The following is a 15,571-nucleotide window of genomic DNA, read 5'->3' on the forward strand; positions in this document are numbered from 1 at the left end:
CGCGTTGCCGGCCGCCGCGGCGACGTCGCGTGAACCCTGGCGCCAAGCGCTTGCAGCCCGGAAGGCGATCAGGAGACCAACAGGTCCTGGCGAGGTCGTCGGACCGTGCGGCATCATGATATTCAGACAAAGGCGATGGTTGGAAAGAAGTGCATGTCTGAAACTGCGGTCGTTCCCAGGAGAATTGTCCCTCGCCACCCCTCCCTCTTATTGATGAGGAACACGCCCGCCCGGCTCGCGAGCGTGGAGTTGTTCGCTGGCGCGGGCGGGCTCGCGCTGGGCTGTCAGGAGGCTGGCTTCGACGCGCTGGCAACTCTGGAGTTGGATAAGTGGGCCTGTGACACGGTGCGACAAAACCAGGCTCGGGGTCACGAGCTCGTCGCGAACTGGCACGTCGAGGAATGCGATGTGCGGGAGTTCAACTGGTGCCGCATCACCGACGAGGTGGACCTGCTCGCCGGTGGGCCGCCGTGCCAGCCGTTCTCCATTGGCGGCCATGGCAAGGCAGACGACGACGAGCGTGACATGTTCCCGGCCACGGCGGAGGCGGTCGCCCGTCTGAGGCCCCGCGCGTTCATCATCGAGAACGTCAGGGGCCTGGCACGCCCGAGGTTCGCTGATTACTTCCAGTACATCCAGGCCAGGCTTTCGATGCCCCTCCTCACCGCGAAGCCCGGCGAACTGTGGGCGGATCACCTGCGGCGACTGCAGGACGCGCGCAAGGACATCGGCAACCAAGAGTTGGCCTACCGGGTCACGCCGGCCTTCGCCAATGCGGCGGACTACGGAGTGCCGCAACAGCGACAGCGCGTCTTCCTGGTCGGTTTCCGAAACGATCTAGACGTGACCTGGGAGTTTCCGCATGCCACGCACTCGAAGAGAGCGCTACTGCATTCCCAGTGGATCACTGGTGAGTACTGGCAGGAACACGAAGTGCCCAAGGCGAGACGTCCAGAACGGCCTAACGTTCCCATACCCGCGGAACTGCGGCCGGACGAGGTCAAAGCACGCTGGCGCACCATACGTGATGCGTTGGTCGGTCTCCCCGAGCCGACGCTCACGGGTGCTACGGGCGTCCTCAATCACGTCCTTCAGCCCGGAGCTCGTTCCTACCCGGGTCACACTGGTAGCCCGATAGATTGGCCAGCCAAGACGTTGAAAGCAGGGCGTCACGGGGTCCCTGGCGGCGAGAACATGCTGCGTGAGACGGACGGCTCCATACGCTATTTCACGGTCAGGGAAAGCGCACGCCTGCAGACCTTCCCGGACGACTACGAGTTGCATGGCCCTTGGGGCAAGGCGATGCGCCAGCTCGGCAATGCGGTGCCCGTCGAGCTAGCGCGGGTCGTGGCTGCCAGCGTCCATGCCGCCCTGCGCGCGGAGGGACCCGAGTCATGACGGAGACGGAGACGAGACCTAACACCCTCAACCTGATGCCGTCCCCGCGGATCTTGGAGATGATCGCGGAGGTCGACCTTCAACTTCATCAGTGTCTGTGCGAGTTGATTGACAACTGCCTCGACGAGCTCATTGAGGCCACCCGTGTCGACGAGACGTTGGAACCTCGAATAGACATCACCCTGCCGACGGCGGCCAAGGCGAACAGGGGCGCCAAGGTCGTCGTGAGTGACAACGGCCGGGGGATGTCTCAGGACGAATTGGGTTACGCTCTGAGCGCCGGCACGTCGGGTAAGCAACGGTTCGGCAGCCTCGGCCTGTTCGGCATGGGCTTCAACATCGCCACTGCTCGCCTCGGCACGGTGACGGAGGTCCGTACGGGACGACGTGGCGACGACAATTGGATCACCGCCACTATCGACCTTCGAGCGATGCAACAGCGGTCGTCGTACGAGGTGCCCCTTCGCTACGATCCGAAGGATCTCGACGAGCACGGCACTCTCGTCTCGGTCACGAACCTCCGCGAAGACATCGTCGACAAGTTGAGGTCGGCGAGTTCGATCCGGGAAGTCAGCAAGAACCTGGGGCGAATTTACACCTACATGCTGCGTGATCCCGACGGGCCTCATTCAGGCGCGGAGCTGATGGGCGGCTTGAACCAGCGCCTGTACGTCAACGGCCGCCATGTACCCCCTCTCGTACCATGCATCTGGGACCCGACCCGGTCGGTCACGTACAAGGCCGGGAAGGTGCCTGCCGCGGAACCGATCGACGTTCCACTCACCAACGCGTTCGCATGCATGAACTGCGGTCGCTGGTACACCTCAAGGCACGATCAGTGCGTTGATTGCGAGAGCACTGACATCCAGGAGCGAGAGCGCCGGATCGTGGGATGGCTGGGCGTGCAAAGGTTCGCCGACAAGTCCGATTTTGGTTTGACATTCCTCCGGTACGGACGCGCAATCACGACTAGGGACCGGTCACTGTTCGACTGGGAGGGGCCGGACGGGGACATCGAGCTGGAGTATCCGATCGAACTCGGTATGGGCCGCATTGTCGGCGAGATCCATCTAGATCACGCGCCGGTCAACGTCCGCAAGACTAACTTCGACACGTCGTCGCCGGAGTGGCGGTACATGGTCGCGAAAGTGCGAGGCGACCTGCCCTTGCGTCCCCAGCTCTCGAAGCGCCTGTTCAATCGGGAGAACGACTCCCCGATGAGCCGGTTCTTCAACGCGTTCCGGGAGAACAAGCCGGGTCTCCGGTACCTCATGCCCGGTAACGGCAGCACCGCCATCCACACTGAGGCGAAGAGATGGGCACAGAAGTTCCGCAGCGGGGATCCGGAGTATCAGACCGACGAGAAGTGGTATGACGCCGCAGTCGATCACGACCGGGTCAAGAACGGACCACCCCCGGAGCCGGCCTCGCCCTCTGACGAGGATGACTGGCTAAAGGAGGAGGGGCTCGGACATCTGGGAGCGGGGGCGGCAGACGGCCCCACACCGTCCAAGGATCAGAAGCAGCCGGATGTAGCTGCGGAGACGCTGCCGGAGACCGAAGAGCAACGCTTCGCGAGGTACAAGGAGCACGCGATGCTGCTTCCCGACACCGACCGCGAAGTTCGCCTCGGTACCGCGCAGGCGTTCCTTCGCGTCTATGTCACCACCGGAGTCGAACTGATCAAGGACGGCCAACGGCAGCCGACTGTCGTTCGGATCGTAGCTGGCGAGGTGGAGATCTACGTGGATTCCGATACCGCGCTGATCGCGCGGTATGGGTGGTCTCCGCTGAACGTTGCGCTCTTCTGCGCGGCACCACAGTTGAAGAACGTGTACTCCGTGTCGGGCTCCATTGATGGACTGGTGACCTCGATTCTTGAGCAGTTCCCTGACCGGCGAGTGCACTCGAGTGCGGTGCGTGCCCGCGCGGAGATGCTGCTGGAGGGCCTGCGCGAGCGGCTCGCCGACCTCACTTCGAAGGACACGTCCACGTTCTGGTCGGCCCTGTCCGGCGAGTCGAAGCGGGCTGCCGAGTCGTACGCCATCGCGGTGGCACCGGACGTCAATTGGAAGGCTGCGGTAGAAAACGGCGAGTTCGCACGCTACCTGGGCGCTGAGGGCATCCTCGACCTCGTTACGAACGCTCCCGAACTGGTGCTGGACGGCGGCTTGTTCCGTAGCACCTATGCGGCGCTGGGCGAGGAGACGCAGGCGGACCAAGTGGCCCGCGTCAGCGCCTTCCTCACTGACCTCAAGCGGATGGTTGTGGGTCCACCCCTGCAGAACACCCTGGAACTGTCCCGCTTGCTCCTTACTGCGGACCTGCTGGACTCGGAGATTGTCCAGGCATGAACCGATCATTCCTAGAGCCGGCCTTCCTCGTCGAGGAGGGCCCGAAGGGCTTCACGCGCCAGCTGGAGCGGTTGCTCGGTCTGATCTCGTTCACGGACGTGGTCAACATCGATGGTCCCGGGGACAAAGGCGCTGACCTCCTCGGCCGACTCAACGATGAGGACTGGATCTTCCAGTCAAAATGGAAGAAGTCAGGCAATGTGGATCGCGAGGCGGTGGACGAGGCCCACGCGGCGATGCGGCATTACGCCATCCACCGCGCGGTCGTAGTCACCAATCGACTGTTCACCCAGAAGGCCAAGGAGCGAGCGGACGCGCTGAGGGAGGTCGGAGTAAATGTGACCCTCTGGGACGGCCGACGACTAGCGACGATCTACGATCGCGCTCCGCAGCGAGTCGCACCGTTCGACCTCCACCCCTATCAGGACCGCGCCGTGGAAGCGGCCTGGGCCGCCCTACAGGACGCTGGCGAAGCACTCATTTACCTTGCCACGGGCCTTGGCAAGACGGTTGTCGCCGGCAGAGTGCTGCGACGATTCCTCCTCGCCAACCCGGGCTCCAAGGTGCTGGTCACGGCACACATGATCGACCTCGTGGAGCAACTCGAACGGGCGATGTGGCGGGACGTCCCCAAGGACGTACCGACCCGTCTGCTGCACGGCGACTCGAAACCGGACTCTCTGCCAGGCGTCACCTTTGGCGTATCGAACACGGCACGTGACTACGTCCAATCGGGATACGACCCTCAGCTGGTGATAGTGGACGAGGCGCACCACGTGGGAGAGGCCGGGAACTACGCCACCCTGATGGGTCTGCTGCCCAAGGCCAAACGGATGGGTGTGACTGCCACGCCGTGGAGGGGTGACAAGTACGACATCGAGCGGACCTTCGGTGAAGCAGTCGAGCGGGTGTCCATCTCGGAGGGCATGAGACTGGGGTACCTCGCCGAGGTCAAGTACCGTGTGTTCGCCGACAACATCGACTGGGACTTCGTCCGCCACGCCTCCGAGCACGGCTACTCCATCAAGGACCTGAACAAGCGTCTCTTCATCCCCGAGCGGGACGAGTCGGTCCGGGAGCATCTTGAGAAGGTCTGGGACCGGACCACAAATCCCCGCGCCATCATCTTCTGTCAGACGATTGAGCACGCGGAGCGGATGCGCGACCTGCTCGCCCGACGGCCCGGCTGGGAAAGGTCCGAGACGCTGCACGCCAAACTGAAGATGCGGGAGCGCCGGACACGACTACTCAGGTTCCGCTCGGGAGAGGTGCCTATCCTCGTCGCCGTAGACATCCTCAACGAGGGCGTCGACGTGCCCGACGTCAATATCCTATGTTTCGCCAGGGTGACCCACAGCCGGCGCATCTTCGTACAGCAGCTTGGCCGCGGACTACGTCTTCGTAAGGGGAAGACCCACGTGGAGGTGCTGGACTTCGTTAGCGACATCCGGCGGCTGGCTGAGGTGTACGACATGCGCGGACAGGTGTCCGAAGGCGCAATCGAGCAGGTGTCGGTTGGGCGGAACCAGTTCGAGTTCGAGGACCTGAGGGTGAAGGGGCTCCTGGATCAGTGGATGGCTGACGTGGGTGACCTCGGGGGAGCCGACGACAGCGTCCGTTTGGAGTTCCCGCCCATCGAGGGGGTGTGATGGCGGTCCTTCCGGAACCGATCCGCCTGGAGATTTTCGCGGAGTTGGCCCGCCACTTCGACGCCGCACGGTGGGAGGAAGTCTCTCCACCTGCTGCAACGGAGATGTACGACCGCTTCGCCAAGGATCCCAAGATCGGGGGGCGACTCGCTCAGTTCATGCCCACGGAGAAGATACGCCCGTGGATCAAGGACGGCCCGGCGAAGCAGTATCGCAGGGCGCTCGAAGGCCTCGGGCCCATGGCCCAGATGACGTCACGGGAGTACCCCGGCCCGCGGTCGGTAGTCCGGCTCGCCCTCGGCGCGGGTTGGACCCCTCGTGCTGAGACGTTGGACGTGAAGCCAATGCGGTGCTTCGCTGACGGTCCCGACGGTGAGGCGGCCTTCGTCACCTGGGGCCCGATGAACAGCCTTCAGGGCATGGTCTGGCACGCCTGCCTACGCCGAGCGGAGTCCGAGTCGCAAGTGATCACCATTGCCGTCACCAAGCCCAACACCGCACCGCTGCCCGACGACGACTGGCAGCTCGCGGTCTCGCTGGCCAGCATCTTGAGAGCACGATGCGAGCAGGTCACCTACGCGGTTTCTCGGAAGGCGACCACTGGTTTGCGGACCGTTTGATCACTTCGTCCTCGATCTTGTCGGCTACCTTGACAGGGTCGTCGTGCTCCCAGAAACGGAGTACGGTCCATCCCGCCAAGGTGAAAGCCCTGGTGGAGTCCTGATCACGGCCTTGATTCTCAGCGATCTTGGCCGCCCAAAAATCCTTCTGATCCCCCTTTGCCGGCCGAAAGTGCTCCGGACAGCCATGCCAGAAGCACCCGTCGATCAGGACGGCGACTCGCTGCCTTGTGAAGGCAATGTCGACTGTCCGCTTCAAATTGGAAACGGGCTTGAAGTTCACCCGGTACCGGAGGCCGCGCCGATGCAACTCCCGGCGCACAGCCATCTCAGGTGCGGTGTCGCGCCCTCGGATTCGGGACATACGCGCACTGACGATCGGGTCGACACCCCCAGACATCAGGTCCCTCCACTCAAACTCTTAGACTTCAGCGGCGACCTCGACAGGCCACACGTCCATGGTCGGCGTACTTCTTCTTCCCCTAGGTCTTGCCGGGAATCTCGGTGAGCTGGGTTTTCGTCGGTCAGGCGGCGGCGCCATTCTCCCAGGTTTCTCCCACCTTGCTGGGCCGATGAAGGCCACCGCCAGCGCTGCGGAGACAGATCAGACCAGGGCACGAGCGCAGCTGTCCCCGGTTTCGGTCTTGGGTCGTGCGTGCGACTGCGTCCACCACTGTTCATCGTCGATAGGTGATGCCGAGATGGCTGAGCCACATGGCGCTGGACTCCCAGTTGCCGCGCGTCCCAGGCCAGATCACCGCTGCTTGCTGGGTATGAGCAAGCTTCAGAAGGTCTCCCTCCGGGCGTTGAGGGACGAGAACCGCTCGGTATGGGTTGCTCAGGAAGCGCGTATAGTCGATGAGTTGGGCTAGAGCCTGGCGAACGTGGTCTCTGTCGGCCTTTGCTTTCGTCTCCAAGAGGAGATTGACGCCACCGACCCAGACATCTGTATAGAGGGGGTGGCAGCCCGCCGTGTGCCGAATCTCGAAACGCCAAACGGGGTAGCCCTGCCGCAGCATGAACAGACAGAAGCTCTTCTCTAGGCGAGCCTCCGGGCGCATGCTGCGATGGTCGACTGAGCCGTCACGCAAGGTGCTGAGCAGGGTGTGCCGCTCGACCGGAATCAATTGAACCTGCTCGCTGCTGTGGATGCAGTACGACGGGTGCGGTGCATGTGTCGCCTCCTCCACGGGACGAAGCAGGAAGATGGGAACGTAGGCTCCGTCACCTACGTTCTTCTCGAACCAGTCATGAAGGATGAATGAGTCAACGTAGCGGAACGGCTGTGGGCCGCGACCTTTTCTCTCCAAGAGTTGCAACGGCCGGCCCTGGTGCCAAGAGGTGAGCAAGGCGTTGTTGTCAGGACGGCTAAAGTTCGCATGTCCAGCGGCTGGCCGTCCTGTGCGTTCATCAAGACGGCTTGCGCCCATGTACTCGTAGAGCCCGTCTTCCCGCCAGCCGGCGGAGTACCCATGATCTGAGGCTTGTGCATAGAGAACAATGTGTGAACTGTTTCGTGAGGGCGCGATGCCCTGGATGATGGACGTCCCGTAGTCCCGATTAATGAGCCTTCGGTCAGCAAAGTCCCCCCGCCGGTAGCGCCAAATCTCCGGGTTCTTGAGCGGTGAACTGATCCCCATGGCCTACCCAACTCCAGCTCGGCGTCATTCAGTTCATCACGCTAGCGGCAGCCACCGACAACGCTCAGGCTGCCACAGGGCCGACGGAACCAACGACCTCTTCGTCCCGGCGCAACTTCGGTAGGGGTACTGCCTTGGGAGGGCGTGTGCCCGTCACCTATGCCGATGGTCCCCGGACGTCCGTGCTCGTCCGCAGTTGTTCGTCGGGGTTGTCACGCAGTTACACTCACCCGGTGCGACTCACGATGCGCGGGATCAGTGCACGACAGCTCAGTTCTCCGGGCTTAGGCATGGCTGTACCAGTGTCGCAGATCGACTTGGGGTGCCCAGGCCAGAACGGGGTGGGGGGTGGTCACCCGTGGGTGCCGCCCGTCAGCATTGGTCGGCCTCGGACGGCCCAGGGACGGCCCAGGCCCGGCGCTTTGCCGTGAGTCTCGTCGACACCAACCTGACGATCTGGATCAATACCAGCGACGATACCTATTACTAGGGTCCTCAACTTTGTCGGATTTCTTGGAGTTGCAGTTCTCGCAGAGCAACTGGAGATTGGTGACGTCATTCAGTCCGCCTCGGGCAAGCGGCACCATATGGTCATAATTGCCAACGCTCAAGGTATCAATGAGCCCCGACAAGTCTGTTCCGCAAGACGTACATCGGCCGCGATCGCGGTAGAAGACGGCCCTACGTGCCCACATCGGGGGGCGAACTCGCTTCAGTTCCCCGTCACGCACCAAGAGTTCTGCCAGTGACGCTTCGTCCGAATTAAAATGGTCGCTAGCAACCTCCTCGACATACCCGGAAAGAAATTGGTTCAAATTAGCCAAGGCTCGCCGGTTCAGAAACATCACATAAAAGACTTCGTCGGTGATGCGGGACATGAGGTCCTCGTAAACCTGAGTCCACCGCAGATTTAAAAGGTAGTCGTAGCACGCATTGACAACGTGGTGCGGATCGCTGGGTTCCGACGCGTCACCTTCACTGCCGGGGGTTCTCCCAGGGGCAGGCTCGTCAGGGATGAAGAACAACGGCTCCTCGACTATCCCATACTGCAACATCGCGGCATCAACAGGAAGAATCCAATCGGGATAGACGGGGTCAGGACCGAACGGCACTCGCGTTGGACCGTCAGTATCATTCATCAGGATCTCATCAGCCACGAAGCGGATGAATTTATGAAGGGCGGAATCCTTCTGCCAATGGGGAAGAAAATCGAAAATTCCGTTGTCTACTGTCAACCCTTCCAAGTGGCGCAAATGCGAGAACGGGTCACGCATGATGGTGTCCACTGCATTGGCAATCCGGTACGTACGGAAGTACTCATGCGTCAACCACTCGTTCTTCTTTGCCCTCACACGCCCTCCCCTGGGCTCGTTTGCCGTCGACCCAATCTTGCATGACGGTTTGGGGTGTGCACGAGTTTTCGGCGAACTCGAGGCCGGTGGAGTCTTAAGGGTTGTGGCAACTACAACGACGATGGCACGCGCGAAGAGAGACCCGCCCCACGGTCAGGAAACCGGGCCTCTGCCCGGCGCGCTCCCGTGAACCTTGCCCCTCGATGCGAACTACGGGAGGACGGTCACGGAAGCCTGCCCGGCTGGTCAGACGTTCGCTGGCAGGTTCCGTTGGTCGACTGCGGTCGCGGCGGTTGCTGTACTTCGCTGCTGGCAGGTACGCACAAACTCACTGTGCGTACCTCCCAAGGGTCGCAGCGCTTCAGTGCGGTTTGCTCCGACAGCCCGAGTCGCCTCGCCGCCCGGCGTCGCTCCCGGTCGGAGGCGTGGCCCGCCGGCCCGTGTGACGAGCGGATCAACTCCCGTGGAGTGTTTTGCCTGTAATGCGTAAGTCGGGTGAGCCGATCACACCGTCGAAGGAAGCGCTCTGACCTGGCGTTTCTTCGACGGCGGTAAGAGGACCCCTGGCGCCACCGCCTTTGGAGCGAGATTGGGCGATCGTAGCCACCCCTCCACAACCCATGGGCAGGGCTGGTATAACTGAGCAGTCGTCAGTTGAGGGTAGAGGCAGGAGTCGGGGGTTCGATTCCCCTACATTGGGCCCTAATCCTCGTTTCGGTCGCGATTGTATTGAAGTTCAGCAATCTGGTTCTACGAAGCATTAAGCCAGGAACGGATACCGCATCACGAACGAAGGGAGATTCGGGTGAGTAAATTCAGAATGTCTAAGAAGAGCACGCTTAAGGCGGCCGAGACGGTTACGGGAACAATGGCAGCGAGGTTGCTGCCTCTCGTCTGAGCTGACGAACGAGGGCCCTGCGGTTAATAGCTGCAGGGCCCTTGGTTTTTCTGGGTGCATGCCCGGTCGGGATAAGCTCCAGCTGTCAATCGAACTCTAGGGCCTCTGTCACCTTTGAAATGCGTGCGAGGTCGGGAACTGGGAACTGTAGGGCTGAGAGTCCGGACTCCTCGAACAGTTGGAGAAATTCGACAGGGCTGACGATCAGGAGTCCAAGACGGTCGGCGAGGGCTGCTGTCCTGAGAATCCCTTGATCTCGCGTGAGGAACACATGCATGCCGCGTTCCACTGCTTCGGTCACGAGGATGCGATCGTGGCCGTCGGGGAGCGCGGCACTCAGGCTCTGGCGTATTGGGCTGACCGGTTGCGTGAGTGCCACCTCCTCGAAAAGAGGTTCCTGACGGCACTCATTTTCAAGGTCGTCCCACTCGTCGCTCTCCTCTGACCAGTCAGCGAACATCAGGGCGCGAGCGAATCGCTCGAGGGCGCGCTCCCTGCTGCTTCTGCGTTCGATAGATAATTCACGTTTCGCGTCGTTGAGGATTTCGTCGAAAAGGTGGATCCTGATGTCCCAGAAACAGAATAGCGGATCCATTATCCGGCCTACTGCTTCGACTTGGCTTGCGTACTCCGGGTCCTCTATGTCGAGGTCGCCATCACCCCAAATTGCTTTGCCGTACTGCAAGTAATCGACAAGTATGTTCGTGTCCCAGGCCATATGAAGAGGACCGCTCCCTGTCCTCTGAAGAAATATCCGCGGGGCAGTTGCGTAGTCGAACAGGCCGTATTCCATTGATCCATGTTGGCAGAACCTACGCGGGCGACACCTACCACCTGATCCGCGCCGGTCTGGCCGGGGACGACCGCCGCTATATCCCTGCCACCGTCCGCGACCACCCACGCGTCTTCGCCACCCTCACGGCCCCCTCGTTCGGCCCGGTCCACAACCGCCCCGATCACGGCTCCTGCCGCTGCGGCACCCCACACGCGCCCAACGCCCCGGAGCTGGGCACCGCCCTCGACCCGGACAGCTACGACTACGCGGGCGCCGTGCTGTTCAACAACCACGCCGGTCAGCTCTGGCAGCGCTTCACCACGCGACTCCGCCGCGAACTCGCCGCCCGCGCCGGCCTGCCCCGCCGGGACCTCGCTGAACACCTTCGCGTCTCCTACGGCAAGGTCGCCGAGTTCCAGAAGCGCGGTGCTCTGCACTTCCACGCCGTCGTACGCCTCGACGGCCCCGAGGGGCCCGGAACGCCTCCGCCCGCCTGGGCGACGGCCGACCTCCTCACGGACGCGCTGCGCGCCGCCGCCGCGCACTCCTACACCTCGGTGTCGGTGCCGGCCGCCGAGGACTAGCCCGCCCGTACCTTCCGCTGGGGCCGACAGCTCGACGTCCGCCCGGTGAAAGCCTTCGGCGACGGGTCCGACGTCACAGAACAGGCCGTCGCCTCGTACGTGGCCAAGTACGCTACCAAGGCCGCCGAGAACACCGGCACTCTGGACCGGCGCATCGGCGAACTCGCCGAACTCGACCGTCACCAGGTCCCCAACCACACTCGGCGGCTCATCACCGCGTGCCGCGATCTGGACAGCCTGTACCCGGACCGGCGCCTCTGGGCCTGGGCCCACATGCTCGGATTTCGCGGGCACTTCTCGTCCAAGTCCCGCACCTACTCCACCACCCTCGGCGCCCTCCGTCAGGAACGCGCCGACTACCGGGCCGCGCAAGAGCGAGACGTCCTCGGCCTCGACGACCGCGAGCAGGACACCGTCCTCGTCCTGGCCGACTGGCAGTACGCCGGCCACGGCCACACGCCGGGCGAGGCCGCCCTCGCCGCGACCATCGCCCGTGACCTCCGGACCAACCGCGAGACCGCCCGCGACGCCCTCCTGAACGAAGGGAGCACGGAATGACCACGGCCCTCCGGCCACGACGCACCATGCTCACCCTCGCGGAGGTCTGCGAGGAACTGGCCATCTCCCGCTCGACCTTCTACGACTGGCGGGCCAAGCGTCGTGCGCCGCGCTGCATCAAGCTCCCGAACGGCGACCTCAGGATCCGGCGGAGCGACCTCGACCACTGGCTTGACGACCGTGAGGACGCCGCCTGATGGAGACGACGTACGACGTCAAGATCTACAAGATCCTCACCTACAAGGGCGCCAAAAAGACCACGTACACCGTGCGGTGGACGGTGGCGGACAAGCGCTGGCGTGAGCCTTTCAACACCGTCGCGCTTGCCGAGGGCTTCCGCTCCGAACTCATCCGCGCCACGGGCAAGGGCGAGGCTTTCGTCGTCGCCACCGGTCTCCCGGTGTCCCACCGCTCCAAGTCGGCTGCCATGAGTTGGTACAAGTTCGCGGTCGAGTACGTGGACGCCCGCTGGTCCCAACTCGGCGGCAACAGCCGCAAGAACATCGCCAAGACCTTGACCGCGACGACCGTCGCGCTACTGCGGGTCAAGCCCACCCAGTTCGCGCCCGCGGCCGTGCGCACCGCTCTGCGTGAGTGGGAGTTCAACACCAACCGGCGGCAGGACGCGCCCCGAGACGTCGTGGACATCCTCAGATGGGTCGAGCGGAACTCCCTGCCCGTCTCGGCCTGGAAGGACCCGGAGAAGGTCGACCAGGTCCTCCGATCCATCGACACCCGCCTCGACGGCAAGCAAGCGGCGGCCTGGTCGCGGAAGCGCAATCGCCGGATCCTCAACGTCGTCATGAAGTACGCGATCCGACGGCGCGTCCTGCGAGCCAACCCCCTGCCCAAGGGCAAGGAGTCGACGGCCGTCGTGAAGACCACGAACGCCGTGGACAAGCGCTCGTTGCTGAATCCCGAGCAGGCCGCGGCGATCCTCGACTGGATCCGGCGCCGGCCACGCGGCGGCAAGCGGCTCCACGCCTTCTTCGCCACGCTGTACTACTGCGGTCCCCGGCCCGAGGAAGCCGTGGCCATGCGGGTGGAGGACGTGATCCTGCCCGAGCCCGACGCCGACGACCAGTGGTGCGAGTTACTGATCCACACGGCGACTCCCGAGGTCGGGAAGCAATGGACCGACACGGGGGAGATCCACGAACAGCGCGACCTGAAGGGCCGTGCGGAGGGTGAGACGCGCACGGTGCCGGGGCACCCGGCCCTGACACGCATCCTGCGGCAGCACATCGAGGACGAACAACTCCAGCCGGGTGATCTGCTGTTCCAGGGCGAGTCGGGCGGCATCCTCGCCGGTTCCGTCATCCGCCGGGCCTGGCGCGGTGCACGCAAGGCCGTACTGCCTCCCCACGTCTTCGAGTCGCCCACCGGACGGCGTGTGTACGACAACCGGAACACGCGCCTGACCAAGTGGCTCAACGACGGAGTCCCGCCCGCACAGGTGGCGGAGTGGGCCGGGAACAGCGTCGCCGTGCTCCTGGCCACCTACGCCCGCTGTGTCGACGGACAGCTGCCCGATCTGAAGAGGCGGCTCGAAGCGGCTGGAGATCTTCCCTAGGGACCGTCCCTCGAACGACCCTGCGGCCCAGAAACTTCGACACGTATTCGACACGGCCACCCGCGAAAACCCGGTGACAGCCGGACAGCCCCGGAGCCAGCCCTTGATCGTCGGAGGCGCTTCCGGGGCTGACGCGCGCCCGGCCGCACCCACTCTGACCAGCAAAAAGCCCTCCCCGAGGGGAGGGCAACGGACGGCGCCCCCGGCAGGACTCGAACCTGCGGCCAAGCGCTTAGAAGGCGCCTGCTCTATCCGCTGAGCTACGGGGGCCTGGTGGCGCGTTCAAGGATAAAGCTCCCTGCTCGCCGACCCTGTCGCTTCGCCTCCGTGGCTCGATGTGGAGGTTCGGTGAAGCGGTCCTGATAATCGCAGGCAGGTACGAATCGTGCAGCGCTTTTGGCGTCCGACGCCGCCGGGTGTTGTGCAGTCGTTATGCCTGGCCCGCGCCCGTGTCCCAGTCGTCCCATCCGCCCTTTCTGTTCCGTCGGCGCGCAGACATGTCCATATGCTTCAGAATTCCCCTAAAATTGGGCATTCTTCACATGTGGTGACCTTGGACGTACGGCCTCAGCTGCTCGACACACTCTCCGCTCTGCGCGACCGTGTCGCCGCCGCACGCTTTCCGCTGCCCCTCGCCGGCGCCCCACGCGCGCGTGCCAACCGCGACGAACTCCTCGCGCAGCTGGACGACTACCTCATGCCCAGGCTGCGGGCTCCCGAGGCGCCGCTGCTGGCCGTCGTCGGCGGGTCCACCGGCGCGGGGAAGTCGACCCTCGTCAACTCCCTCGTGGGGCGCCGGGTGAGCGAGGCGGGCGTGCTCAGGCCGACGACCCGCACCCCGGTCCTGGTCTGCCATCCGGCAGATCACCACTGGTTCAGCGGCATGCGCGTCCTGCCCGACCTGGCGCGCGTCTGGATGCCGCACCACGCCTCCCGCGACGACGACCTGCTGCTCCCCGGCGAGCAACCCGGCGACCAGCCCGTGCGCGCCCTGCGCGTCGAGACCGCCGACACCCTCCCGCGCGGCCTCGCCCTCCTCGACGCGCCCGACGTCGACTCCCTGGTCGCCGAGAACCGCGTCCTCGCCGCCGAACTGCTCTGCGCCGCCGACATCTGGGTCATGGTCACCAGTGCGGCCCGCTACGCCGACGCCGTCCCCTGGCATCTGCTGCGCACCGCCAAGGAGTACGACGCCACACTCGTCACCGTCCTCGACCGCGTGCCCCACCAGGTCGTCTCCGAGGTCTCCCGGCAGTACGCCGCCCTGCTCACCAAGGCCGGTCTCGGCGACGTACCCCGCTTCACCGTGCCCGAGCTGCCCGAATCCGTGTGGAGCGCGGGCCTGCTGCCCGCCACCGCCGTCGCGGCCCTGCGCACCTGGCTCATCCAGCATGCCCAGGACCCCGGCGCCCGGCAGTACGTCATGGCCCGTACCGCCCATGGCCTCCTCGACTCGCTGCGCACCCGTATGCCCGAGCTGGCCGCCGCGGCCGCCGCCCAGTACGCGGCCGCGCTCCGGCTCACCACCGCCGTGGACGGCGCGTACGACCGGGAGCATGCGCGCCTGCGCCACCGCCTCCAGTCCGGCGCCGTACTCGCCGGTGGCGCCCTCAAGCGCTGGCGCGCCTTCCCGCTGGACTGCACCGCCGGTGAACTGCTCGACGCCCTCGTGGAGAGCCTCGGCGCGCTGCTGCTGTGCGCCGTCACCGCCGCCGACGAGCGGGTGGCCGAGGCATGGCGCCGCGAACCCGCCGCACAGGCTCCGGGACTCGCCGGGTGCGAGCCCTCGTCGGAGAGCACGGAGCACCGTATCGGCCTCGCGGTACGGCGCTGGCGGCGCGAGCTGGAGGAGTACGCCGAGGACGAGGTGCGGGAGCTGGACCGCAGTGTCGCACCCGACTCCGAGGCCGTGGCCGCCCTCGCCGCCACCGCCCTGCTGGGCGGCCGCCGGGCACGCCACGCCGGCGAACGGCTCGCCGACCGGGTCGGCGCCCACGGCGCGCTGCGCCTGCGCGACCGTGCCGAACGGCTGCTCACCGAGCACGTGGACCGCGTCGTCCACCGCGAGCGCGAGCGCCGGCTCGCCCCGCTCGACGCCCTCGACATCCATCCCGAGCCCCAGGCCGAGCTCATCGCCGCCCTGTCCGTACTGCAGAAGGAGAGGTGACCG

11 protein-coding genes, 1 tRNA gene and 1 pseudogene are annotated in these 15,571 nt (G+C 64.6%); 8 read left to right on the plus strand and 5 right to left on the minus strand.

Going from position 1 to position 15,571, the window contains the following annotated elements:
- The first annotated feature begins 213 nt into the window (after positions 1-213).
- From ACZ7EC_RS05815 to ACZ7EC_RS05830, 4 genes are read left to right on the plus strand one after another with little or no spacing between them, the layout of a single operon-like run.
- Entirely contained in the window at positions 214-1,398 is a 1,185-nt protein-coding gene (locus ACZ7EC_RS05815; RefSeq protein ID WP_471058519.1) for a DNA cytosine methyltransferase, read from the plus strand.
- Positions 1,395-3,752 carry an ATP-binding protein gene (locus ACZ7EC_RS05820; RefSeq protein ID WP_471058522.1) on the plus strand — a complete coding sequence of 786 codons (2,358 nt, stop codon included), beginning with the start codon at positions 1,395-1,397 and terminating at the stop codon, positions 3,750-3,752. The genes ACZ7EC_RS05815 and ACZ7EC_RS05820 overlap by 4 nt, the downstream gene beginning before the upstream one ends.
- A complete protein-coding gene (locus tag ACZ7EC_RS05825; protein ID WP_471058524.1) occupies positions 3,749-5,401 on the plus strand; it encodes a helicase-related protein in 1,653 nt (550 codons plus the stop codon). Before ACZ7EC_RS05820 ends, ACZ7EC_RS05825 begins: the two co-directional genes overlap by 4 nt.
- Complete coding sequence (locus ACZ7EC_RS05830) at positions 5,401-6,021, plus strand: hypothetical protein (protein ID WP_471058526.1); 621 nt, start codon at positions 5,401-5,403, stop codon at positions 6,019-6,021. The genes ACZ7EC_RS05825 and ACZ7EC_RS05830 overlap by 1 nt, the downstream gene beginning before the upstream one ends.
- On the opposite strand, the gene ACZ7EC_RS05835 is transcribed toward ACZ7EC_RS05830, so the two are convergent.
- The 4 genes from ACZ7EC_RS05835 to ACZ7EC_RS05850 form a co-directional block, all read right to left on the minus strand.
- Positions 5,972-6,421 (minus strand): very short patch repair endonuclease, encoded by a 450-nt coding sequence (locus ACZ7EC_RS05835; protein WP_471058528.1) that lies wholly within the window; start codon positions 6,419-6,421, stop codon positions 5,972-5,974. The genes ACZ7EC_RS05830 and ACZ7EC_RS05835 overlap by 50 nt on opposite strands.
- Before the next feature lie 277 nt (positions 6,422-6,698).
- Positions 6,699-7,661 (minus strand): hypothetical protein, encoded by a 963-nt coding sequence (locus tag ACZ7EC_RS05840; RefSeq protein ID WP_471058530.1) that lies wholly within the window; start codon positions 7,659-7,661, stop codon positions 6,699-6,701.
- Positions 7,662-8,122: 461 nt separating this feature from the next.
- Positions 8,123-9,013 carry an HNH endonuclease gene (locus ACZ7EC_RS05845; RefSeq protein WP_471058533.1) on the minus strand — a complete coding sequence of 297 codons (891 nt, stop codon included), beginning with the start codon at positions 9,011-9,013 and terminating at the stop codon, positions 8,123-8,125.
- A gap of 983 nt (positions 9,014-9,996) precedes the next feature.
- A complete protein-coding gene (locus ACZ7EC_RS05850) occupies positions 9,997-10,704 on the minus strand; it encodes a hypothetical protein (RefSeq protein WP_471058536.1) in 708 nt (235 codons plus the stop codon).
- Between the two features lie 17 nt (positions 10,705-10,721).
- Between ACZ7EC_RS05850 and repSA the strand changes: the two are divergent.
- From repSA to ACZ7EC_RS05865, 3 genes and pseudogenes are all read left to right on the plus strand, one after another.
- Positions 10,722-11,828: pseudogene (gene repSA / locus ACZ7EC_RS05855) on the plus strand (replication initiator protein RepSA); the annotation flags it as partial.
- Positions 11,825-12,025: a helix-turn-helix transcriptional regulator gene (locus ACZ7EC_RS05860; protein ID WP_470621261.1), complete on the plus strand. Its 201-nt coding sequence runs from the start codon at positions 11,825-11,827 to the stop codon at positions 12,023-12,025. The pseudogene repSA and the gene ACZ7EC_RS05860, both read left to right, overlap by 4 nt.
- Positions 12,025-13,401, plus strand: coding sequence for a tyrosine-type recombinase/integrase (locus tag ACZ7EC_RS05865; protein WP_471058540.1), 1,377 nt, complete (start codon positions 12,025-12,027; stop codon positions 13,399-13,401). The genes ACZ7EC_RS05860 and ACZ7EC_RS05865 overlap by 1 nt, the downstream gene beginning before the upstream one ends.
- 197 nt (positions 13,402-13,598) lie before the next feature.
- Here the strand turns inward: ACZ7EC_RS05865 and ACZ7EC_RS05870 are convergent.
- A tRNA-Arg gene (locus ACZ7EC_RS05870) sits at positions 13,599-13,671 on the minus strand.
- 274 nt (positions 13,672-13,945) lie between these two features.
- On the opposite strand from ACZ7EC_RS05870, the gene ACZ7EC_RS05875 reads away from it, so the two are divergent.
- Positions 13,946-15,568, plus strand: coding sequence for a dynamin family protein (locus ACZ7EC_RS05875; protein ID WP_471058543.1), 1,623 nt, complete (start codon positions 13,946-13,948; stop codon positions 15,566-15,568).
- Positions 15,569-15,571 lie beyond the last annotated feature (3 nt).

The organism is Streptomyces sp. NPDC037203, assembly GCF_055605065.1.